This is a genomic window from Streptomyces sp. NPDC005925 (assembly GCF_040638805.1).
Lineage (GTDB): Bacteria > Actinomycetota > Actinomycetes > Streptomycetales > Streptomycetaceae > Streptomyces.
This window is the reverse complement of sequence record NZ_JBEXVL010000016.1, coordinates 1-24,247: the sequence shown is the minus strand read 5'-3', so window position 1 is coordinate 24,247 and position 24,247 is coordinate 1. Positions and strand designations below refer to the sequence as shown.

10 protein-coding genes are annotated in these 24,247 nt (G+C 71.9%); 1 reads left to right on the top strand and 9 read right to left on the bottom strand.

Features of this window, described 5'->3' with window-relative positions:
* Positions 1-380: 380 nt before the first annotated feature.
* Positions 381-1,271 (top strand): S1 family peptidase, encoded by an 891-nt coding sequence (locus ABZ354_RS19310; RefSeq protein ID WP_358658235.1) that lies wholly within the window; start codon positions 381-383, stop codon positions 1,269-1,271.
* A gap of 219 nt (positions 1,272-1,490) precedes the next feature.
* Here ABZ354_RS19310 and ABZ354_RS19305 read toward each other — a convergent pair whose 3' ends face one another.
* The 9 genes from ABZ354_RS19305 to ABZ354_RS19265 form a co-directional block, all read right to left on the bottom strand.
* Entirely contained in the window at positions 1,491-2,393 is a 903-nt protein-coding gene (locus tag ABZ354_RS19305) for an ROK family protein (protein ID WP_358658233.1), read from the bottom strand.
* A 15-nt stretch (positions 2,394-2,408) separates the two neighbouring features.
* Complete coding sequence (locus ABZ354_RS19300) at positions 2,409-3,041, bottom strand: HAD-IA family hydrolase (RefSeq protein ID WP_358658231.1); 633 nt, start codon at positions 3,039-3,041, stop codon at positions 2,409-2,411.
* A 189-nt stretch (positions 3,042-3,230) separates the two neighbouring features.
* Positions 3,231-4,343, bottom strand: a complete 1,113-nt coding sequence (locus ABZ354_RS19295) for a Gfo/Idh/MocA family oxidoreductase (protein ID WP_358658229.1) — start codon at positions 4,341-4,343, stop codon at positions 3,231-3,233.
* Positions 4,340-5,575 carry a DegT/DnrJ/EryC1/StrS family aminotransferase gene (locus tag ABZ354_RS19290; protein ID WP_358658228.1) on the bottom strand — a complete coding sequence of 412 codons (1,236 nt, stop codon included), beginning with the start codon at positions 5,573-5,575 and terminating at the stop codon, positions 4,340-4,342. Before ABZ354_RS19290 ends, ABZ354_RS19295 begins: the two co-directional genes overlap by 4 nt.
* A gap of 360 nt (positions 5,576-5,935) precedes the next feature.
* Entirely contained in the window at positions 5,936-6,778 is an 843-nt protein-coding gene (locus ABZ354_RS19285; RefSeq protein WP_358658227.1) for a shikimate dehydrogenase, read from the bottom strand.
* A gap of 333 nt (positions 6,779-7,111) precedes the next feature.
* The gene (locus ABZ354_RS19280; protein WP_358658225.1) at positions 7,112-8,158 is read right to left on the bottom strand and encodes a 3-dehydroquinate synthase family protein; all 1,047 of its coding nucleotides are present in this window, start codon (positions 8,156-8,158) and stop codon (positions 7,112-7,114) included.
* A 190-nt stretch (positions 8,159-8,348) separates the two neighbouring features.
* Positions 8,349-9,242 (bottom strand): arylamine N-acetyltransferase, encoded by an 894-nt coding sequence (locus ABZ354_RS19275; protein ID WP_358658223.1) that lies wholly within the window; start codon positions 9,240-9,242, stop codon positions 8,349-8,351.
* An 89-nt stretch (positions 9,243-9,331) separates the two neighbouring features.
* A complete protein-coding gene (locus ABZ354_RS19270) occupies positions 9,332-20,419 on the bottom strand; it encodes a type I polyketide synthase (protein ID WP_358658221.1) in 11,088 nt (3,695 codons plus the stop codon).
* Positions 20,420-20,470: 51 nt separating this feature from the next.
* A partial coding sequence (locus ABZ354_RS19265) for an acyltransferase domain-containing protein (protein WP_358658219.1) occupies positions 20,471-24,247 on the bottom strand: 3,777 nt, incomplete at its 5' end.

Here is a 24,247-nt window from a genome sequence, read left to right as displayed (position 1 = left end):
GTGGTCCGGCCGACGGAGGTCATACGCCCGCAAGGCGGCGGCCGACGACGGCCGGTGACCGCGAATGCGCCGCAAAGAAAGAAGACTGGAGCAACTGGGCGGCACCCCGTGCCCCCAAGGGGGGTGCGTCCCGGCTTCCGTCATGCCCCTTCTCCCCCATGGCCGTCAATCCACCGGTTTGGTGGCGTATCGGAGCAGGTGGGGCGACCGCTACGTGGCCAGTCCCCGCCCCCGGGGTCTTGCGCAGACGCGCCGACCTGTCCAGCATTAGCCCAGCGCTTGTCAGGGGCACGCCAGCAGTGCGGCGTGTTCCCGATGACGTGTCAGGGGGCGTCCACCCAACGCCCCCTCCCCGGTTCCCCACAACCTGGAGGACGACAGTGCGACTCTCTCACCCCCGCAACCTCTCGAGACGCGCACGGCTGATCGCCGTGGCCACCGGTCTTGCGGCCACCGCGGCGCTGGCGGCCCCCGCCGCCACCGCGTCGGCCCAGCCGGCGCCGAAGGCGTTCAGCGCCGCCGAGCTCCACCAGACGACGGACTCCGTGCGCAACGCCGACATCGGCGGCACCGCGTGGTACACCGACACCAAGTCGGGCAAGGTCGTCGTCACGGTTGACAGCACGGTCAGCAAGGCCGAGATCGCCAAGATCAAGAACGAGGCCGGCGCGAACGCCGACGCTCTCGTGATCAAGCACACCCCCGGCAAGTTCTCCAAGCTCATCGCCGGTGGCGAGGCCATCACCACGGGTGGGGCCCGGTGCTCCCTCGGCTTCAACGTGCAAAACAGCGCGGGCACCAAGTACGCGCTGACCGCCGGTCACTGCACCAACATCGGCAGCTCGTGGTCCATCGGCACCACCGCCGGGTCCAGCTTCCCCGGCAACGACTACGGCATCATCAGGCACTCCAACGGCGCTGCCGCCGACGGTCGCGTCTACCTCTACAACGGCACGTACCAGGAGATCACCGGCGCCGGGAACGCCTACGTCGGCCAGTCCGTCAAGCGCAGCGGCAGCACCACCGGCGTGCACGGCGGCACCGTCACCGCCCTCAACGCCACCGTCAACTACGGTGCCGACGGCATCGTCTACGGTCTGATCCAGACCAACGTCTGCGCCGAGCCCGGCGACAGCGGTGGCTCGCTGTTCTCCGGCACCACCGCGCTCGGCCTGACTTCCGGCGGCAGCGGCAACTGCTCCTCCGGTGGCACCACGTTCTTCCAGCCCGTCACCGAGGCGCTCAGCGCCTACGGCGTGAGCATCATCTGAGTCCTCCTCCCACTGGGGTGGGTTCTCCGCCGACCCTGACCACTGTCCCCGTCCGGTTCTCCGGGCGGGGGCAGTGCTCGTTCGTGCTCGTCCAGCCACGACGGCGCCCCGGCGTTCGTCCCCGACGGGCCGTGCGCAGGGGGGCCGGGGGCGGCAAGACTGGAGCGTGGTCCGGTGTGGCCAGTGGCCGGTGTGGCCGGGGTGGCCGGTGTCCCGTTTCTACGCCGGGTCGATCAGGCGGGCCAGTGACACCGCGCCCCGCAGTGAGGACAGCCCGCCCAGCGTGGCCGGTCGCACCGGCAGCGGGTGCCCGCCGGGGCGGGCCAGGTCCGCGAGGTGGTCGGACACCAGCCCGGCGAAGCCCGGAATGCCGTCGGCGAAGCCGCCCCCGATGAGGACGAGTCGCGGGTGGAGCAGTTCCTGCACACCTGCCGCCGCGACGGCCAGGGCCCGGCAGGTCCGCCGCAGCGCGGACACGGCCCACGGCTGTCCGTCGCCCCATGCCTGCCGCAGTACGTCGTAGGTGACCGCCCTCCCGCGCAGTCGCGTCGCACGGCGCAGGGTGGCGGGGCCCGAGGCGATCGCCTGGAGGCATCCTCGGCGCCCGCAGACGCACCGCGGCCCTCGCATCCCTACGACCATGTGTCCGATCTCGAAGGATCCACGCCCGAGTCCCGGGCACGGCTCGCCCCGCAGGACGAGTCCGCCGCCGACGCCGGTGCCCACGCCCAGGTAGAGGAGGTCGTCGCAGCACGCTTCCCGGGCCTCGGCGAGTGCGCCGAGGTCACCGTCGTCGGCCCAGGCGACGGCCGCTTCGGGGAACAGGGCGCGCAATGACGCGCTCAGGTCCGTCCCGGTCCACTCCGGCCGACTGGGCCAGGCGGTGATCCGGCCGTCCGGCCCGACCGTGGCGGGCATCGCGACGCCGACGGCCCGGAAGGACACCATGGACCTGCCCCTCAACTCGCGTGCGTAATACGCCAGTTGGGCGAGATCGTGGGCGGCGCTGTGCCGGGGTGCCCAGGAGAACATGGTCTCGTCCACGCACTCCGTACCGGTCTCCACCCGGAAGGCGACCTTGGTCCCCCCTACGTCGACACCGAGGTAATGGGGCCGCTCCATACCCTTCGGTGCCCCTCAGCCGCGTGGCACGGACGGGCACAGGGCCAGCAGGTCGGACGGGCGGCGCAGCACGGCGGACGGCCGCCCGGCGAGGAGCGCGTCCTCGTCGTCGGACACGGCCCACAGCGCGGCGGCCGACGCCACGCCGGCGCCGTGGGCACTGGCGAGGTCGGTCGGCGCGTCGCCGACCATGATGGCCTGCCCGGCCGGCAGCCCCAGCAGCGTCAGGGCGCGTTCCACGATGTCGGGGGCCGGTTTGGGCCGGGCGACCTCGTCCGAGCCGATCACGTGGGCGAAGAACGGAAGCAGGCCCAGCGTCTCGAGCAGGGAGCGCGCCCGTTCCCCGCTCTTGCCGGTGGCCACCGCCAGCCCGAACCCCCTCGCCCGCAGTGTCAGCAGCAGTTCCACCACGCCGTCGAAGACCGGCACGCGGTGGGCGAGCCGGTAGCTCTCGCGGACGAACGGCCCCTCCATCTCCAGCGGCAGGCCCATGATCCGCATGATGTCCGGGAAGTAGCGCCCCTGATGCCGTCGGTACTCCTCGAACGGCGCCGGGCCCGCACCGACGACCTCCCGGTAGGCGGCGGCGAACGCCTCGTTCATCACCGCGAAGCTGTTGACGAGCACGCCGTCCAGATCGAAGATCACGGCACGCCTGGCCGGTGGGAGCGTCTGCGTCGCCGTCGGCGGTCCTGCTGCTGGGACTGTCACGTGCCGCCCATCCCGTGCGTAGGTGTTGGTATTGGTGCCGGTGACGTTGTCGGTGTCGGTGCCTACGTGTGTGCCTGTGTCCGCTGTTCCGTCGAGGCCGGTGGCGGCTTCCTCGCGGCCGGTTCCTCAGGGCTGTCGAGGGGCGGGCGCGTCGTGCCGCAGGGCGCACGCGGAGCGGGCCGAGGCGTAGAAGTCCTCGATGACGCGGACCGTCGTACGGGCCTCGCCGATGGCCCTGCCGCGGTTGCCCGGGTCCGCCAGGGCCGCCGGCAGGCCGTCCAGTTGCCGCCGGTACTCGGTGCCGACCGGCTCGTCCGGCACCGGGACCGACGTGGTGGTGCCTTCGCGGGTGAGGGTCAGCACCGAGTGGGGGTGGCGGTTGGGGCTGAAGCCGAAGGTGCACCTCAGGTCTGCGGTTCCGGCACTGCCCACGACCTGGATCCGGGACACGTCCCGCGCTTCGTGGGAGGCCCAGCTGGTGCGCAGGGAGACGGAGACCCCGTCGTGGCGGACGAGGAAGCCCCGGGCGGTGTCCTCGACGTCGCCGTCGTCGCCGTCGGCGTGCCGGTCCCGGCGCCATGCCGCCTGCCAGGCACCGGCGTTCACGAAGTCGTCCGACGTCACGCCGACGACCTGCGTGAAGCCGGCCGGGCCCAGCAGGGAGGCGAGGGTGTCGAGCAGGTGCCAGCCGAGGTCGAGCAGCACACCGCCGCCGGCCTTGCTGCGCCGGACGAACCAGCCGCCGGCCCGGGGAACGCCGCGTGCCCTGACCCAGGCCAGGTCGACGTGCCGGACCCGCCCCAGGTCCGGCAGCAGCCGCGCCAGGGCCGCCACGTCACCGCGGTGGGGGGCGGCGCTGCCCGCCAGGAGCATGCCGCCGCCGTCCCGTTCGGCGGCGGCCAGCATGCCGGCCTCCTCGGAGGTCAGGCACACCGGCTTCTCCAGGAAGACGGAGACGCCCTTGCCGAGGAGGACGGCGGCCACCGCGGCGTGCAGGTGGTTCGGTACGGCGACGACGGCGAGGTCGACCTCCCCGGCGGTGAGCGCGTCCACCGTCGGGTACGCGGTCACGGGCGGGCGCGCGGTCACACTGCCCGGCGTTTCGCCCCACGCGGTGCGCGCCGCCGGTTCGGGGTCGACGACGGCCACCACCTCGAAGTGGGGGTGCTCGCTGAGCCGGGGCAGCCACAGCTCCCGCCCCGCCCAGCCGAGCCCGACGACGGCCACGCGCACGCTCATACGTCGGTCGCTGCGGCCGTGACGGCGGTCGCCGGCGGGGCGGCGTTGGCCGCGGTGCCGGCAGGCGCGGCGGTCACGGCGGCCAGGGTGTCCGCGATGATCTCGGCCGTGCGCCGTATGACGGGCTCGCCGGCGAGCAGCACGCGGTGGTGCAGCCAGACGCAGTCCTCGCTGATGGCCTCGGTGACGGGGCAGCGCCCGGCGATTTCGTCCAGGGTTGCGTCGGGCGCGCACATCTCCCAGAAGGCGTCGGTGCGGTAGATCGCGCGGAAACCCGCGAACGCCGGCAGGCCGGCCGCGACGAGCCGGTCGACCAGTTCGTTGCGGCGTTCCTCCCCGATGCCCGGGACGCGGAACATGGCCATGTAGTGGGAGGGGAAGTCGGTGCGCGGGTCGCACCGCTGGGCGACCACCCCGTCGATCGAGTCCAGCAGCCCGGACAGCAGGGCCCAGCGCTGCTGCCGGGTGACCGTCTGCTCCTCCAGGCGACGCAGCTGGGCACGGAGTACGGCCGCCGAGAACTCGTTGAGCCGCAGGTTGGAGCCGGCGACCTCATGCAGGTAGCGCCGGTCGGCGCGGGGACGGCCGCAGCTGTGCCGCAGGAACGCCGCCTCGTACATCTCCGTGTCCGGGAACAGTACGGCGCCGCCCTCGCCGGCGGTCATCAGCTTGCCGTTCTGGAAACTGAACGTGGCGACGGAGCCCAGCTCGCCGACCCGCTTGCCCCGCCAGCGGGCGCCGTGGGCGTGCGCGGCGTCCTGGAGCACGGGGACGCCCGTGTCGGCGGAGAGCTTGTCCAGCGCGTCCATGTCGGCCATGAACCCCGCCATGTGCACCGGCATGATCGCCCGGGTGCGGGGGGTGACGGCGGCGGCGGCCGAGGCGACGTCGATGCAGTAGGTGTGCCTGTCGACGTCGGCGGGCACGGCGACGGCGCCGAGGCGCTGCACGGCCTGGGAGGAGGAGATGAAGGTGAAGGCCGGGACGATCACTTCTGTGCCCGGCCCTACCCCCATGCACTGCAGGGCGAGTTCGAGGGCGTGGGTTCCGTTCGTGACGGCGAGCGCGTGGGCGGCACCGTGATGATCGGCGAACTCCTCCTCGAAGGAGTCGACTTCGCTCCCGCCCATCCGCCACCACTGGCCCTGCTCGAGAGCGCGGATGAGGCCTTCCCGCTCGTCCGCGTCGTACTGGGGCCACTCGGGGAATTCCGGTGCCTGTCGCACGTTCATGTTTCTCCAAGGAATGGATCAGACTCGACGCGAGGTACGCGACGGGCGGGGCGGGCGGCGTGGCGCGGAGGAAACACGGGCACGCGCACCCGGGCGCGCGGACACGCACCTGGACACGCACGCGGACCGCGCGCACACCCGCCGCTCGCACGCGGGCCGCTCGCACGACCGCTCGCACGCGGGCACTCGTCGTCGAGTTCGCGGAAGCAGAAGACACGCACAGGCCGCCCGTACGGCGTCATGCGCAGTCGGAGAGAAAAGTGATCACTGACCAACAGATCCAAGGTAGGGGCCTGCCGACGGCCCCGCATCCCCCGGTTCGGTAGTCCGGCGTCGGCCGGCGTCGATCGCCACCGTGGATCACTTCAGGCCGAAGAAGTCCCGGTAGGAGTCCAGTTGGCCGTCGAGCATGTGATTGCCGTGATGGACGCGGTGCCCTCGTGCGGCGGCCTCACGCAAGAGCCGGGTCTCGCGGGGTTTCATGACGATGTCGGCCACGACGGCGCCCTGCGGCAGCTGGTCCAGCGGGAACGGCAGCGGATCGTCGGCGCGCAGGCCGAGCGGCGTGGCGTTCACGGCGATGTCCGCGTCCCCGAACTGCGGTCCGGGCAGGGAACACACCCGGCCGGGCCAGCGGGTGTCGAGGCGGGCGGTCAGCGCGTCGAGCTTCGCCGTGTCGGAGTCGTACACGCAGAGCCGGTCGACACCGGCCGTGAGCAGCGCGGCGGCGACGGCACTGCCCGCACCGCCGGCGCCGACGAGGGTCACCCGCCGGCCCTCCGGGTCGTGCCCCGCTCCGACGAGGCCGGCCACGAAGCCCGAGCCGTCGAAGTTCTCCGCGAGCCAGCTGCCGTCGGCTTCGCGTCGCAGGACGTTCGCGCTTCCGACGATCTCCACGGTCGGGCTGCGCCGGTCGGCCAGTCGGCGGACGGCCACCTTGTGCGGCACGGTGACGAACATGCCGTCCAGGTTCGCCACGCTCTGCAGGCCGCGTACGACCCGTTCCAGGTGCTGGGGCCGCGCGTGCACGGGAACGAGCACCGCGTCGATGTGCAGGCTCGCGAAGACGGGATTCATCAGCGCGGGTGCCTGGACCTGCGCGACGGGGTCCCCCAGGACGGCGTACAGGCGAGTGGTGCCCGAGATGGGGATGCCGGGCGGGTGTCCGGCGGGCGGGTGTCCGGTCGGGTCTTCGTGCGTCATCGCAGGGCTACCTCACTGGTCCCGGGACGGTGCGTCCCCTCGGTCTGTGGAACGGTCTGTGAGCCGGCCGCCGGCATCTGCGCGACGGAGCGGGCGAGTGCGAGACTGCGGGCCTCCCTCCTACGAGCACGGTGGGCACCCCGGACCCAGGGGCGGGTCCGGGAGCGGGCACGGATTCGGGGGCGGGCGCGGATTCGGGGATGGGTGCGGATTCGGGGGTTGGTGCGGATTGAGGGCGGGCGCGGATTCGGGGGTTGGTGCGGATTGAGGGCGGGCGCGGATTCGGGGGTTGGTGCGCATTAGGGGTTGGTGCGGGGTGGGTGCGGGTGCGGTCTAGCCGACGAGCTCGGCCAGGTGCGCGCGGGGCATCCCGTCCAGGACGCGGATGACCACGTCGTGCGGTACGTCGCTCACCAGTTCCGCACCCCTCGGGCCGTCCAGTACGAACGCGAGGCCGTCGAACGCCTTCTTGTCGTGCCGCATCAGCCGCACGAGTGCCTCGGGCTCGACTCCGTCGGGCAGCGAGGTGGGCAGACCGTAGTGCCGGACGACCTCCAGGTGTTCGGCCACCCGCGCCTGATCGATACGGCCCAGAGCGCCGGCGAGCCGCCCCGCGAAGACCGTGCCGATCGCCACCGCCTCGCCGTGGCGCAGGGCGAAGCCGGTCGCCTGCTCCAGGGCATGGCCCAGCGTGTGGCCGTAGTTGAGGATGTGGCGCGCGCCGGTGTCCCGCTCGTCCCGCTCCACGACGCGGGCCTTGAGCGACACTCCGGCGGTGATCTGTTCCGCCAGCGGCAGCCCGCGCAGGTCCGGCGCGCCGATGAAGTGGCAGCGGGCGATCTCACCGAGGCCGTTCCGCAGTTCCCTGGGCGGCAGGGTCGACAGGTAGTCCGTGTCGCACAGCACCGCGCTGGGCTGCCAGTACGCGCCGACCAGGTTCTTGCCGGCCGGCAGGTTCACCGCCGTCTTCCCGCCCACGCCGGCATCCACCTGAGCGAGCAGCGACGTGGGGAGATGGACCACGGCGACACCCCGGTGGTACAGCGCCGCGGCCAGCCCCACCACGTCCGTCGTGGTTCCGCCGCCGCAGGAGACGACGACGTCGGACCGGGTGAGCCCGAACCGGACGAACTCGCCGCACAGGGCCTCGACCGTGGCGAGGGTCTTGTCCCGCTCACCGTCCCGGGCGGGCAGCAGCAGGGTTTCCACACCGGTGTCGGGCACCCATTCCGCCGGGCGGGCCGACACGACGACGGCCCGCCCGGCGCCCAGCCGCCGGACGATGCCGGGAAGCGACGTGCGCACCCCCGGCCCGATGAGCACGTCGTAGGAGTGATTTCCGAGCCGCAACGGAACGGAGGCCGTCGCAGGTCCGCCCATCTTTTCCCCCTTACAGGAATGGATCAGTGCGAATGCGGAACGGGGTTGTGCGCAACCGGGCTCTGCGGGGTGGGGCTGTGTGAGACGGAACCGCGTGATCGGCATGAGGCCTGGGGGTGTGAGGCTGTGGCATGGAGCGCGGTGGGCCGGGGCGCGATGGCGTGCAGCACGTGGCTTTGGGGCCGGGGATTCAGCCGAATGTGCCGGAAAGAATGCGGTCGATCAGATTCCGCTGCTCGTCGTCGTCCGTGATGGTGTGCACTTCCTCACGCCCGTCGCGGACCGTCAGATACCGGCGCCCTTTCATGACGACCTGGCCGTTCTCCAGAGCCCGGCCGCACAGCACGTCCTGACCGTTGTGCTTCCGCGTGTCCTCCTCGATCTCCCGGAAGAGACGGTCCGTCCCCCGGGCTATCGGGCACGCTTCGGATTCCGGGGACTCGACGGACGCCTCCGACGCGTACTCCCGGTTCAGGTGGTCCTCGAGTTCCTGCCAGTCACTCCACTGCCGGGGCTTCGTCGTGAAGGTGTAGACGACGCTCCAACGGCTGACCCGCCCCCGGCGCTGCAGGGCGAACCCGGCCCCTGGCCCGGGCCTCTGCCCGGACTCCGGCCGGCGCTGCTCGACCAGGCGGTACTGGCATCCGTACTGGGTCTGCACCTCGTCCGAGACGAGCAGGGGCTCGATGTAGTTGGGGCCCGGATAACCGACGTCCACGAGCCACTCCTGACCGTTCAGGGCGACGCGGTTGAACATGTGCTCCACGTCGAGTCCGAAGTTCTCCCGGCCTTCGGCGGTGCTGCCCGCCAGCAGGGTGACGTCGTAGCCCAGTTCGCGGAGCAGTCGGTTGAACAGCCGGGCCAGTTCGAAGCAGGTGCCGCCCTGGCCGCCCACGATGCGCGTCTCGAACAGGGCATGCTCGTCGAGGCCGACGAGGCGTATTCCGTCACGGAGATCCTGGCCGGCCCCGTTGTACGGAATGTTCATGAGATGGTTCTTGTGCAGCTTCCGCAACGTCGCGACATTCACAGCGGTCTCTCCGCCGCAGCCGATCCGCTCGAGGTAGGTTCCCACGTCGAACACGTCATCACTCTCTTTCAGGCGAATGCGAACATTCATATGCCGTCACGTGCCGTCATGTGCACTCATGTCATTCATGTCATTCATGTCATTCACACGGACATTGCCAAGGGATTCGCGGACTGTTCCACGCACAGCAGTTCCCGCAGATGCGCGGCGAGCATTCCGGGCGTCGGGCAGTCGAACACCAGGCTGGGGGAGAGTTTCCGTTCGGTGATGTTGCGGAGCCGGTTGCGCAACTCGATGGCGGTGAGGGAGTCGAAGCCGATCTCGAAAAGCCCCTGGTCCGCGTCGATCTGGTACGTCGCCCCGTAGCCCAGGACGGCGGCCACCTGGGCCCGCACCAGGTCCAGCAGGACCTTCGCCTGCTCCTCGGCCGACAGTCCGGCCAGCCGCTCGTGCAGCCGGGGGTGCTCGTCACCGCTGCCGCCCGTGTGCGCCTGCTGTCGGCCTGCCCGTACGAGGCCGCGCAACAGGTGCGGGACTCCACCACCGGCGGCCGCGTCGGCACGCACGCCCCGCAGGTCCAGCTTGGCCGGCACCAACAGGGCCCGGCCGGACGCGACAGCGGCGTCGAAGAGCTCCATGCCCTCCGCCGGTGACATGGCCCGCAGACCGCCGCGCCGGTTCATCCGGGCCCTGGTCAGCTCGTCGGTGCCGGCCGCCATACCCCTCGTCTGCTCCCACAGTCCCCAGGCCAGCGACAGCCCGGGCAGACCCGCCGCACGGCGACGCGCCATCACCCCGTCCAGGAACGCGTTCGCCGCCGCATAACTGCCGCTCCCGGCGCCCATGAACACCGCCGAGACGGAGGAGTAGACGACGAACGCCTTCAGGTCCAGGCCCCGCGTGAGATCGTCGAGGTGCCGCACCGCGTCCACCTTCGGCGCGAACACCCTCGCCAACCGCTCCGGGGTCAGCGTCCCGATCACGCCGTCGTCCGTCACGCCTGCCGTGTGCACCACACCGGTCAGGGGGTGCTCCCCCGGCACCGACGCCAGCAGCCCCCGCACCTGATCGCGGTCGGACAGATCGCAGGCCACCGCCGACACCACGGCACCGTGCTCGGCCAGTTCGGCGATCAGCTCCGGTACGCCCTCGGCGTCCGGACCGCGCCGGCTGGCCAGCAGCAGGTGGCGTACCCCGTGCCCCGTGACCAGATGCCGGGCCGCCAGGGCACCCAGCGAACCGGCACCCGAGACCAGGACCGTGCCCTCCGGTCCGAACACCGTGGATGCCGCGTCCGGGGCCTGGACGGTGGCGCGGGCGAGGCGGGGCAGGAACAGAGCCGTACCGCGGACCGCGAGCTGCGGTTCGTCGCCGGCCATCGCCGCGCTTAGCACCGCCTCCAGGCTTCCGTCCCCATCCCCGTCCCCGTCCCCGTCCCCGTCCCCGTCCCCGTCGGCGGCACTGTCCCCGGCACTGTCTTCAGCAGCGGGATCGATGTCCAGCAGGACGATCCGATCCGGGTGCTCTGCTTGGGCCGCACGGACCAGACCCCACACCGCCGCCCCGGCGGGGTCCGTCAACGTGCCGTCACCGCCGGCGGGTACCGCGCCCCGGGTCACGACCACCAGCCGCGACTCCTCCAGCCCGGCCCCGGCCAGCCAGCACTGCACCACATCCAACACGCGGGTGGCCAGGGCCAGTACGGCGTCCTCGTCGCCCTCGGAGTCCCCGCTTCCGACGGCCTTCAGGACAGCCAGGGCCGGAGCGTCGGCGCCCGAGAGCACGTCGTCGGCCAGAGTCGCCACCTCTTCCGCGGTGGACACCGCCACCCAGGACGGCGGGGGTCCCTGAACAGGGGGCAGTTCGGTCCACTCCACCCGGAACAGCGAGTCGGCACGAGCGGCGGCAGCCGTCTCCAACTGCTCCGTGGACACCGCCCGGCCCACCAGCGAGTCCATCGTCACGACCAGACCGCCCGCCTCGTCCACCGCCTCGAGCGACAGGGCGTCCGGCTCGGGCCGTCCGACGCGCACGCGCAACACCGAGGCACCGGCCGCGTGCAGTGCCAGCCCGTTCCACGCAAACGGCAGCCGGAGCTCCAGCCCGTCGTCCGCTTCGCCCTTGCCGCTGTTGTTCCCGTCGCCGTCGCCGTCCGCCGCTGTGAGAGCCGCCATGGCGTCGAGCAAGGTCGAGTGCAGGGCCGCGTCCAGCAGGGCGGGATGGATACCGAACCTGGCGGCCTCTCCGCGTTCCTGCTCGGGCAGGGCGACCTCGGCGAAGATGTCGTCCCCGCGACGCCAGACCGCCCGTACGCCCCGGAACGCCGGGCCGTACCCGTAACCGCCTTCCGCGAGCAGCCCGTAGCCACCGTCGATGTCCACCGGCTGCGCACCGGGCGGTGGCCAAGCGGCGAAGTCGAACCCGGTGGTCCCATCGGCCGGCCGTACCACGGTCGACAGCATGCCGGTGGCGTGCCGCGTCCACGCGTCCGCGCCGCCGTCATCGGCTGCGTCCTCACGCAGCGAGTACACGTCCACCGTGCGCGATCCGGTCCCTCCCGGGCCGCCGACCACGATCTGCACCCGCACCCCGCCACGCTCGGGAACCACCAAGGGCGCCTCGATCACCAGCTCTTCCAGCACCCCGCAGCCGCACTCGTCTCCCGCCCGCACCGCCAGCTCCACCAGTCCGGTGCCCGGGACCAGCACCACACCGCCGACCCGGTGATCGGCCAGCCACGGATGCGACCGCAGCGACAGCCGCGAGGTGAACACCAACCCGTCGGAGTGCGGCAACCGCACCACCGCGCCCAGCATCGGGTGATCGGCACCGGCCAGCCCCATCGACGCCGCGTCAGCGTCCGGCGCGGAGGGCTGAAGCCAGTAGTGCTGGTGGTCGAAGGCATACGTCGGCAACTCGACAGGAGCGGTTCCGGCTCCGGCTCCGGCTCCGGCTCCGGCTCCGGCTCCGGCTCCGGCGGGCAGCATGGCCGCCCAGTCCACACCGACCCCTCGGACGAACAGCTCCGCCATCGAGGCCAACAGCCGCCGCAGGCCACCGTCATCACGGCGCAACGTCCCGGTCACAAGCGCGTCAGCCTGCGCACCGTCCACGATCTCGGTGATCGGCTGGACGAGCACCGGATGGGCGCTGACCTCCACGAACACCCCGTGTCCGCGGCCGAGAAGGTCTTCCACGGCCGGGCCGAAGCTCACCTGCTGCCGCAGGTTCCTATACCAGTAGCCGGCATCCAGCACCCCGGCGTCCTCCACCCAGCCACCCGTCACGGTCGAGTAGAACGGCACCGTCGGCGCCTGCGCCGTCACGCCGGCCAGTGCTTCGGCGAGGGTGTCCCGGATGTCCTCCACATGCCGGGTGTGGGAGGCGTAATCCACCGCAACCCGCCGCACCCGCACACCGTCGGCGGACAGCGACTCCAGCGCCTCCTCCAGGGCAGCCGCGTCACCCGCGATCACGACCGACGACGGACCGTTGTCCGCGGCGACCTCCACCCGGCCCGCCCACGGCTCCAGCCGTACGCTCGCCTCCTCCTCGCTCAACGCGACGGACGCCATACCCCCACGCCCCGACAGCCGCGCGGCGATGGCCTGGCTGCGCAGCGCCACCACCCGTGCAGCGTCCTCCAGCGACAGCGCACCCGCGACGCACGCCGCCGCGATCTCCCCCTGTGAGTGCCCCAGCACCGCATCCGGCCGGACACCGACCGAACCCCACACAGCCGCCAGCCCCACCATCACCGCGAAACTCGCCGACTGCACCACATCAACACGATCCAGCAAGTCGGGACCGCACTCGCCCCTCAACACCTCCAACAGCGACCAGTCCATCCACCGCCCCAACGCCGCCGCACACTCCTGGATCCGGCCGGCGAAGACCGGCGAAGAGTCCAGCAGCTCACGCCCCATCCCCACCCACTGCGAACCCTGACCCGGAAACACCCACACGGTCTTGCCCGGCACCCCCGCAACAGCGACACGTCCGGACACCACACCGGCCGCACCCTCACCCCGCGCCAACGCCCCCAGCCCCGCCAGCGCCTCCCCCTCCGAACCCGCCACCACCACAGCCCGCCGGTCCAGCACCGCACGACCGGTCACCAACACCCCGGCGACATCCCCCAGCGACACTCCGTCCGGACTCTCGACGTAGGCCGCGAGCCGACCCGCCTGCCCCGCCAACGACCCCGCACTGCGCGCCGACACCACCAACGGCACGACGCCCACGGACACAGGTGCCCGCTGCACCTCCTCAACAGGTGCCTCCTCGAGGATCAGGTGCGCGTTCGTGCCACTGACACCGAACGACGAAACCCCCGCCCGCCGAGGACGATCCCCCCGCACCCACTCCCGCGCCTCGGTCAACAACTCCACCGCACCCACCGACCAGTCCACCTGCCGCGTGGGCTCCTCCACGTGCAAAGTGGGCGGCATCACACCATGTCGCAACGCCTGCACCGTCTTGATCACACTGGCCACACCCGCAGCCGCCTGGGTGTGCCCGATGTTCGACTTCAGCGACCCCAGCCACAAAGGCCGCCCGGACTCCCGCCCCTGCCCGTACGTCGCCAGCAACGCCTGCGCCTCGATCGGATCACCCAGCACCGTGCCCGTGCCGTGGCCCTCCACCACATCCACGTCCGACGGCGAAAGACCGGCACTCGCCAACGCCCGGCGAATCACCCGCTGCTGCGACGGACCGTTCGGAGCCGTCAGACCGTTCGACGCACCGTCCTGATTCACCGCCGACCCACGCACCACCGCCAGCACCCGGTGCCCACGCTCCCGCGCCACCGACAACCGTTCCAGCACGACGACACCCACGCCCTCGGACCAGCCCGTGCCGTCGGCACCGTCCGCGTACGCCTTGCACCGACCGTCGCCCGCCAGGCCCCGCTGCCGGGAGAACTCGACGAAGGTCACGGGCGTGGCCATCACCGTCACGCCGCCTGCCAACGCCATCGAGCATTCGCCCTGCCGCAGCGACTGCGCCGCCAGATGCATCGCCACCAGCGACGACGAACACGCCGTGTCCACCGTGACCGCAGGGCCCTCGAAGCCGAAGACGTACGACACCCGGCCCGACGCCACACTCGACGCCGTACCCGTGCTGGCGAAACCCTCCAGGTCCGGCGCGACCACGCCGGTCCCGTAGCCCTGGCTGGACACTCCGGCGAAGACGCCGACGTCGGTGCCCTTCAGCGAGGCGGGGTCGATGCCGGTGCGTTCGAGCGCTTCCCAGGAGGTCTCGAGCAGCAGCCGTTGTTGGGGATCCATGGCCAGCGCCTCGCGAGGCGAGATGCCGAAGAAGCCCGCGTCGAAGAGGCCAGCGCCTCGCAGGAAACCACCCTGATCGGTGTAGGAGGTCCCGTTGCGGTCGGGGTCGGAGTCGAACAGGTCCTCCAGATTCCAGCCCCGGTCGTCGGGGAACGCGGACATTCCCTCGCGGCCCTCACACACCATCCGCCACAGATCCTCCGGCCCGGCCACACCACCCGGCAACCGGCACGCCATCCCGACGATCGCGATCGGTTCGTCCGGGTCGGCGACAACGGTCACCACCGGTGCAGGTGCGGCGACCGCCGCGTCACCCAGCTCGTCACGCAGGTGACGGGCGAGCGCCAGCGGGGTGGGGTAGTCGAAGACGAGCGTGGCGGGGAGTTTCAGGCCGGTCGCCTCACGCATCCGGTTGCGCAGCTCCACCGACGTCAGCGAGTCGAACCCGGCGTCCTTGAACGCCGTATCCGCCCGCACCCCCTCCGGCCCGCCGTACCCCAGCACAGCCGCAGCCTCCGTACGCACCACGTCCAAGAGCAACGCCTCCCGCTCCCCCACCGCAAGCCCGGCCAGCCGACGGGCCAACCCGCCACCTCCGGCGCCGGCCTCTCGGACCGACTGCCGACCCACCCGCACCAGACCCCGCAACACATGCGGAACAGCCCCACCCCCGGACACGGCCTGAGTACGCAACGCCCGCAGGTCCAGCTTGACCGGCACCAACAACGCCTCGCCCGACCCCACAGCGGCGTCGAACAACGCCATACCCTCCGTGGGCGTGATCGCCAGCACTCCACTGCGGCCGGCACGCGCCTGGTCGACCCCGTCGAGGTGGGCGGTCATGCCGGCGGTCTGCTCCCACAGGCCCCAGGCCAGCGACTGTCCGGGCAGGCCGGTCGCACGGCGATTCGCCATCAGCCCGTCCAGGTACGCGTTCGCCGCCGCGTAGTTGCCCTGACCGGCAGATCCGAACACTCCAGAGGCGGACGAGAAGACGAGGAACGCGTCGAGATCGAGACCCCGCGTCAGCTCGTCCAGATGCCGCACCGCGTCCACCTTCGGCCCGAACACCCTCGCAAGCCGCTCCGGCGTCAACGCCCCGATCACACCGTCGTCCAGCACACCCGCCATGTGCACCACACCGGACAGCGGATACGCGTCCGGCACCGACCCCAGCAACGCCTCCACCTGCGCACGCTCGGACACATCACACGCCACCACCGACACCGCAACACCCAGCCCGGTCAGCTCGGCCACCAACTCCGCCACACCCTCGGCATCCGGACCCCGCCGACTCGCCAGCACCAAACGCCGCACCCCGTACCGAGCGACAAGGTGACGGGCCACCAACGCACCCAACGACCCGGTACCACCCGTGACCAGCACAGTCCCACCCGGCCGCAACACAACCGGCCCCTCCGGAACCTCACCCCGCGCACGCACCAGCCGCGGCGCGAACAGAGCCGTCCCCCGCACCGCGAGCTGCGGCTCGTCTCCACCCAGCACCGCACCCAGTACGGGTCCCCACTCGGCGTCGGTGGTCGGGTCAATGTCGAGCAGGACGATCCGGTCGGGGTTCTCGGACTGGGCGGCACGGACCAGACCCCACACCGCCGACCCGGCCGGATCGGTCACCGCGCCGTCACCGCCCGCGGGCACCGCACCCCGCGTCACCACCACCAGCCGCGACTCCTCCAGCCCCGCCCCGGACAGCCACGCCTGCACGACCCCCAACACCCGCGAGGACAGGGCCAGGACGGCATCCGGCTGCTCGTCCGAGCCGACGGCTTCCATCACCGCCACCGCCGGGACCTCGGCGCCACCGGCCAGAGCCGTCACGTCCTCCGCCGTGGCCACCGCCGCCCAGGCAGGCGAGAGCGCGACCTCCCGTGGTGCAGGCAGCTCGGTCCAGTCGACCCGGAACAGCGAGTCGGCGGCCACCGCGCCCGCCGCCCCCGCCGACCCCAACTGCTCCGCCGACACTGCCCGGGACACCAACGAATCCAGCGTCAGGACCGGGCGACCGGCCTCGTCCGCCGCCTGCAGCGATACCGCGCCGGGTCCGTCGGACACCAGCCGTACCCGCAGCGCCGCGGCACCCGCGGCATGCAGCACCAGCCCGTTCCACGCGAACGGCAGCACCGCCTCGCCGGGCTCCTCCGCATGGGAGTCCGCGTCGGCACCGAACATCCCGGTGTGCAGGGCGGCGTCCAGCAGCGCGGGGTGGAGGTCGAACCTCCCGGCCTGCACCCGCTGCTCCTCGGGCAGGGCGACCTCGGCGAAGAGTTCCTCGCCGCGCCGCCACACCGCCCGTACGCCCTGGAACGCCGGGCCGTAGCCGTAACCACGCTCGAGCAGGTCGCCGTAGAAGTCTCCGGGGTCCCTGTCCATCGGCTGCGCACCGGGCGGCGGCCAGGCGGCGAAGTCGAAGCCCGTGTCATCAGCCGTCCGAACCGTGACCGCCGACAGCAGGCCGGTGGCGTGCCGCGTCCACACCTCGTCACCTCCCCCGGCGTCTTCGCGCAGCGAGTACACCTCCACCGTGCGCGACCCGTCCTCACCCGGGCCGCCCACCGCGACCTGCAACCGCACCCCGCCGCGCTCGGGCAGCACCAGCGGCGCCCCGATGACGAGCTCCTCCAGCACCCCGCACCCGGCCTCGTCGCCGGCCCGCACCGCCAACTCCACCAACGCGGTGCCGGGGACGAGCACCACGCCACCGACCCGGTGGTCCGCCAGCCACGGATGCGACCGAAGCGCCAACCGCGACGTGAACACCATCCCGCCCGACTGCGGCAACCGCACCACCGCACCGAGCAGCGGATGGTCGGCGGCCTCCTGCCCCAGCGACGCCGCGTCGGTCACCGCGCCGGCGGGCTCCAGCCAGTAGCGCCGGTGGTCGAAGGCGTACGTCGGCAGGTCCGGCAGGTCCACCGGTATGGGCGTGGCGGCCACGGGGAGGGCCCTGGCCCAGTCCACGGCGACGCCCCGCACGAACAGCTCCGCCATCGCGGCCAGCAATGTCTGTTCCTCCGGACGGCCGTCCCGCAGCGCCGCGAAGCACGCCGCCGGGCCGACCGGGCCGACCGGACCGACCGGACCGACCGGACCGACCGCAGTGGCTGTGTCAGCCGTGCCGCTCGTACCGCCCGCCTCGACCGCCCCGTCGACGGTCTCGGCGACCAGTCCGGTCAGGGCCGCGCCCGGGCCCAGTTCCACGAACAGCGTGCCGCCGCACTCCACCGCTGCGGCGATCCCCTCGGCGAACCGCACCGGCCGGCGTACGTGCTCGGCCCAGTACCGCGGGTCGGCGAGCTCACCGTGACCGGCCGGACGGCCGGTCACGTTCGAGATCACCGGGATCACCGGCTGCCGCCACTCCACGCCGTCCAGCTCTGCGGTGAACTCGGCCGTCATGGGTTCCATGCGCCGGGAGTGGAACGCGTGCGAGACCGTCAGCCGTTTCGTCTGGTGTCCCCGCTCCCGCAGCCGGGCAGCTGCCGCGAGCACCGCGTCCCGCTCGCCGGAGAGCACCACCGCGGACGGGCCGTTGACCGCGGCGATCTCGACGCTCTCGCCCATCAGCCCGGCGATCTCCTCCTCGCCGGCGGCGACCGCCACCATCGCCCCGCCCGGGGGCAGGGCCTGCATCAGCCGGCCCCGGGCCGCGACCACCCGTGCCGCGTCCCGCAACGACAACGCGCCCGCCGCGTACGCGGCGGTGATCTCGCCCACCGAGTGCCCGATCACCATGCCGGGCCGTACGCCCCAGGACTCCACCAGCCGGAACAGGGCGCTCTGTACGGCGAACAGGCCGGTCTGTGTGAACACCGTCTGGTCCAGGAGTTCGGCGCTTCGGGGCACCAGGCCCAGAAGCACGTCCCGTACCGAGTGGTCCACCCACCCGGCCAGGCACGCGTCCAGCCGCTCACACGCCTCGTCCAGGGCCTGTGCGAACACCGGGTACCGGTCGTACAGTTCCCGTCCCGTCCCCACCCGCTGCGAGCCCTGCCCAGGGAATACCCACACCACCTTGCCAGGCCCGCCCGAACCGGCCGCACTGCCGGACACCAGGTTCGGAGCCCTCTCCCCCCGCGCCAGCGCCGTCAGACCGGCCAGCGCCTCCCCCCGCGAACCGGCCACCACCACCGCACGCTCACCCAGCACCGCACGGCCCGACAGCAACGCCCCGGCCACAGCCGCCGGCGACACCCCACCGGCGCCCTTGCCGTCCGCGTTCTCGATGCCCGGCCCCGCGACGCCCGGCCTCTCCAAGGCTGGGCCCTCGGCGCCCGTCCCCTCCCTGCCCGGCCCCTCCTCGATGTCCGGCCCCTCGATGCCCGACCTCTTGAGGTACGCCGCCAGCCGCTCGGCCTGGCCCGCCAGGGACGCCGTACTCCGCGCCGACACCACCAGCGGCACCACCACACCGGCGGAAGGTGCCCCGCCGGGGGCCACGTCCCACTCCCGATCCCCGTCCAGCCCCGGATCCCGCTCCAGCTCCCGGTCCTGGTCCTGACCCTGGTTCTTGTCCTGGTCCTGCCGCCGGTCCTGGTCCTCGGCGGGTGCTTCCTCCAGGATCAGGTGCGCGTTCGTGCCACTGATGCCGAACGACGAGACACCGGCCCGGCGGGGACGGCCGTGCTGCGGCCAGTCCCGGGCCTCGGTCAGCAGCTTCACCTCGCCCGCCGACCAGTCCACCTCCGTCGTGGGCTGCCGCGCGTGCAGTGTGGGGGGCATGACGCCGTACCGCAGTGCCTGCACCATCTTGATCACGCTGGACACGCCCGCCGCCGCCTGGGCGTGACCGATGTTCGACTTCAACGAGCCCAGCCAGAGGGCGTGTCCGGCTTCCCGGCCCTGTCCGTACGTCGCCAGCAGCGCCTGCGCCTCGATCGGGTCCCCGAGGGCCGTACCGGTCCCGTGCCCTTCCACGACGTCCACATCGGCCGCGACCAGCCCGGCACTGGCCAGCGCCTTGCGGATCACGCGCTGCTGCGACGGACCGTTCGGAGCCGTCAACCCGTTCGACGCACCGTCCTGGTTCACGGCGCTGCCCCGCAGCACCGCCAGCACCCGATGCCCGCGCTCCCGCGCCACCGACAGCCGCTCCAGCACCACCACGCCGACGCCCTCGGCCAGCCCCATTCCGTCCGCGCCGTCCGCGTACGCCTTGCACCGGCCGTCCGCGGCCATCCCCCGCTGGCGGGAGAACGCCACAAAGGTGCCGGGGGACGACATCACGGTGGCACCGCCGGCCAGCGCCATCGAGCACTCGCCCTGCCGCAGCGCCTGCGCCGCCAGGTGGATGGCGACGAGGGACGTCGAACAGGCCGTGTCCACGGTGACGGCGGGACCCTCGAAGCCGAAGACGTACGACACCCGTCCGGACGCCACACTCGGCGCCACCCCGGTGCCCGCGAAACTCTCCAGCTCGGGCGCCAGCGCGCCCGCACCGGCCCCGTAACCCAGACCGGACACCCCGGCGAACACCCCGACATCGGTGCCCTTCAAGGAGACCGGGTCGACGCCCGTGCGTTCCAGAGCCTCCCAGGACGTCTCCAGCAGGAGCCGCTGCTGAGGGTCCATCGCCAGCGCCTCACGCGGTGAGATCCCGAAGAGTCCGGCGTCGAACCGACCGGCCTCGTGAAGGAATCCGCCTTCGTCGGCGTACGAAGTACCCGCGTGGTCGGGGTCCGGGTGGAACAGGTTCTCCAGATCCCAGCCCCGGTCCTCGGGAAATCCCGACACCGCGTCCCGGCCCTCGGACACCAGCCGCCACAGATCCTCCGGCCCCGCCACCCCACCCGGCAGACGGCACGCCATTCCGACGATGGCCACCGGCTCGTCGGCATGCCGCGAACCCTGCTTCCGCAGGTTGTGCAACTCGGTCGTGACGCGCTTGAGGTACTTGAGGAGTTTCTCGTCCGTGGCCATTCTTCAGTCCTCACGAAAGTGTGCCGGAAACGTCACTACCCGAACTGAAAATCAAACGAGCCCGAGTTCGTCGTCGATGAATTCGAAAACCTCGTCGGCCGACGCGGATTCCAACTGGTCCGCCACCGTGGAAAGGTCCGTCCGGTCGATCATTCCGTTACACCTCGCCACCAGAGCCTGAAGGCGGAGCGCGATACTGGATTTCATGGAATCGTCGAGATTCAGCACCGCGATGAGCGACTCGACGTCCTCCAGTTTCGCGTGCACACGGGACAGCACGTCGTCGGTGACCCCGAGCTCGCCGAGGAGGTGGGCGGCGAGGGCCCGCGGGGTCGGGTGGTCGAAGACCAGCGTGGCGGGAAGTCTCAGACCGGTCGCCGCACGCATCCGGTTGCGCAGCTCCACCGACGTCAGCGAGTCGAACCCGGCGTCCCTGAACGCCGTCTCCGCCCGCACACCGTCCGGCCCGTTGTGCCCCAGCACGGCCGCGGCCTGCGTACGGACCAGGTCGAGCAGGAGTGATTCCTGTTCCGACGTGTCGAGTCCGGCAAGCCTCTCCGACAGTCGCCGATGCTCACCCCCGGCGTCCGTCGTGTGCGCGAGCTGCCGGCCCACCGGGACCAGGCCGCGCAGCAGATGCGGCACCCCGCCCCCGGTCACCGCCTGACCGCGCAGCGCCCGCAGGTCCAGCTTGACCGGCACCAGCAACGCCTCGCCGGACCCCAGAGCGGCATCGAACAGCGCCATGCCCTCGGCGGGTTCGAGCACCACGACCCCGTCACGGTTCGCGCGCCGGCTCATGCGCTCCTGGTCCACGCCGCTGAGGTGACCGGTCATGTTGGTCGCGTACTTCCATGTGCCCCAGGCCAGCGACAGTCCCGGCAGGCCCGCCGCACGGCGACGCGCCATCAACCCGTCCAGGTACGCGTTCGCCGCCGCGTAACCACCACTCCCGGCGCCCAGGAACACGGACGACGCGGACGAGTACACGACGAAAGCGTCCAGGTCCAGGCCACGGGTCAGCTCATCGAGATGCCGCACCGCGTCCACCTTCGGCGCGAACACCCTGCCCAGCCGCTCCCGCGTCAACGCCCCGATCACACCCGCATCGAACACCCCGGCCGTGTGCACCACACCGCTCAGCCGACGCTCCTCCGACACCGACCCCAGCAGAACCCGCACCTGGTCACGATCGGACAGATCACAGGCCACCGCCGACACAACGGCCCCGTGCTCGGCCAGTTCGACGGCCAACTCCGCCACACCCACGGCATCCCGACCACGCCGACTCGCCAGCACTACATGCCGCACCCCATACCGGACCACGAGGTGCCGGGCCGCCAGCGCACCCAACGACCCGCCGCCCGTGACCAGGACCGTGCCCTCCGGCCCGAACGCGTGCGGCGCGTCCGACGCCTCATCGGTGACGCGGGCGAGCCGGGGGACGAAGAGGGTCGTTCCGCGTACGGCGAGCTGCGGCTCCTCACCGACCACCGCGGCGCCCGGAAACGGCCCCAAGCCTCCGTCTCCGGCACTGACTTCGGCGGCAGGATCGGCATCCATCAGAACGATCCGGTCCGGGTGCTCCGCTTGGGCGGCACGGACCAGACCCCACACCGCCGACCCGGCCGGATCGGTCACCGCGCCGTCACCGCCGGCGGGCACGGCACCCCGGGTCACCACGACCAGCCGCGACTCCTCCAGCCCGGGTTCCGACAGCCACGCCTGTACGACGCCCAGCACCTGGGAGGACAACGCCAGTACGGCACCCTCTCCCCCGTGTTGTACGGCCTCCAGGACGGCCATTTCCGGTGCGTCGCCGCTCCCCGCCAGAGCGGTCACGTCGTCGGCAGTAGTCACCGACACCCATGAGGGCGAAGGGGCAACCTCTTGTTGTCCCGGAGGCAGCTCGGTCCAGTCGACGCGGAACAGCGAGTCGGCGACGACCGCGTCCGCCGCCCCCGCCGACCCCAACTGCTCCGCCGACACCGCCCGGGACACCAACGAGTCCAGCGTCAGGACCAGGCCACCGGTCGCGTCCGCCGCCTGAAACGACAGCGCGTCCGGACCGGACGGTGCGACCCTCACCCGCAACGCCGAAGCACCCGCGGCATGCAGCACCAGCCCGTTCCACGCGAACGCCAACGTGGCCTCACCGGACTCCCCGGCCCCCCTGTCCGGCCCGGCACCAATCGTCCCGGCCTGCAGAGCCGCATCCAGCAAGGCGGGATGAATGCCGAACCTGCCGGCCTCCCCCCGCTGCTCCTCCGGCAGGACAACCTCGGCGAACGTCTCCTCCCCGCGCTGCCACACGGCCCGGATGCCTTGGAAGGCCGGACCATAGTCATAACCCCGCTCGGAGAGGCCACCGTAGAAGTCCCCGACCTCGACCGGCCGTGCACCCGACGGCGGCCAGGCGGCGAAATCGAAGCCCGCGTCACCACCCGCCGGAACCGTGGCCGCCGACAGCAGGCCGGTGGCGTGCCGCGTCCACGCCTCATCACCCTCACCGGCAGCGTCCTCGCGCAGCGAGTACACCTCCACCGTGCGCGACCCGTCCTCACCCGCACCGCCGACCGACACCTGCAGCCGTACGCCGCCACGCTCCGGCAGCACCAACGGCGCCTCGATCACCAGCTCTTCCAGCACACCACAGCCGAACTCGTCCCCGGCCCGCACCGCCACGTCGACATACACCGTCCCCGGCACGACCACCACCCCACCGATCGCGTGATCGGCCAGCCACGGATGCGACCGCAACGACAACCGCGACGTGAACACCAACCCGTCCGACTGCGGCAACCGCACCACCGCACCCAACAACGGATGATCAGCCGCCGTCTGCCCCAACGAGGCCGCGTCAGAGGTCGACTCGGCCGGCTGAAGCCAGTAGTGCTGGTGGTCGAAGGCATACGTCGGCAACTCGACCCGAGCGGCTCCGGCGCCGGGGGGCAACACGGCCGCCCAGTCCACACGGACCCCTCGGACGAACAGCTCCGCCATCGAGGCCAACAGCCGCCGCAGGCCACCATCCTCCCGGCGCAACGTCCCGGTCACCACAGCATCAGCGCCAGCGTCGTCAACGATCTCGGTGACCGGCTGGACCAGCACCGGATGGGCGCTGACCTCGACAAACACTCCATGCCCGCCGCCCAGGAGCTCCGTCACAGCCGGGCCGAAGCGCACCTGATGACGCAGGTTGCGATACCAGTACGCGGCATCCAGCACGCCCGCGTCCTCCACCCAGCCGCCCGTCACGGTCGAGTAGAACGGCACCGTCGGAGCTTGCGCGTTGATGGGTGCGAGCACCTCGGCGAGGGTGTCCCGGATGTCCTCCACATGCCGGGTGTGGGAGGCGTAGTCCACCGCCACCCGCCGCACCCGAACCCCGTCACCGGACAGCGCCCCCAGCGCCTCGTCCAGCGCCTGCGCATCACCGGCGATCACCACCGACGACGGACCATTGACCGCGGCGACCTCCACCCGGCCCGCCCACGGCTCCAGCCGCCGGACAGTCTCTTCCTCACTCAGCGCGACGGACGCCATACCTCCACGCCCCGACAGTCGCGCCGCGATGGCCTGGCTGCGCAGCGCAACCACCCGCGCCGCGTCCTCCAGCGACAACGCACCCGCCACACACGCCGCCGCGATCTCCCCCTGTGAGTGCCCCAGCACCGCATCCGGCCGGACACCGACCGAACCCCACACAGCCGCCAGCCCCACCATCACCGCGAAACTCGCCGGCTGCACCACATCAACCCGAGCCAACAACCCCGGATCGCACTCGCCCCGCAACACCTCCAGCAGCGACCAGTCCACCCACTGGTC

Coding starts and splice junctions, on each gene's coding strand:
- ABZ354_RS19290 (WP_358658228.1), bottom strand. CDS start 5,575: ATGAACGTGCGACAGGCACCGGAATTCCCCGAGTGGCCCCAGTACGAC.
- ABZ354_RS19270 (WP_358658221.1), bottom strand. CDS start 20,419: ATGGCCACGGACGAGAAACTCCTCAAGTACCTCAAGCGCGTCACGACC.
- ABZ354_RS19305 (WP_358658233.1), bottom strand. CDS start 2,393: ATGGAGCGGCCCCATTACCTCGGTGTCGACGTAGGGGGGACCAAGGTC.
- ABZ354_RS19285 (WP_358658227.1), bottom strand. CDS start 6,778: ATGACGCACGAAGACCCGACCGGACACCCGCCCGCCGGACACCCGCCC.
- ABZ354_RS19295 (WP_358658229.1), bottom strand. CDS start 4,343: ATGAGCGTGCGCGTGGCCGTCGTCGGGCTCGGCTGGGCGGGGCGGGAG.
- ABZ354_RS19280 (WP_358658225.1), bottom strand. CDS start 8,158: ATGGGCGGACCTGCGACGGCCTCCGTTCCGTTGCGGCTCGGAAATCAC.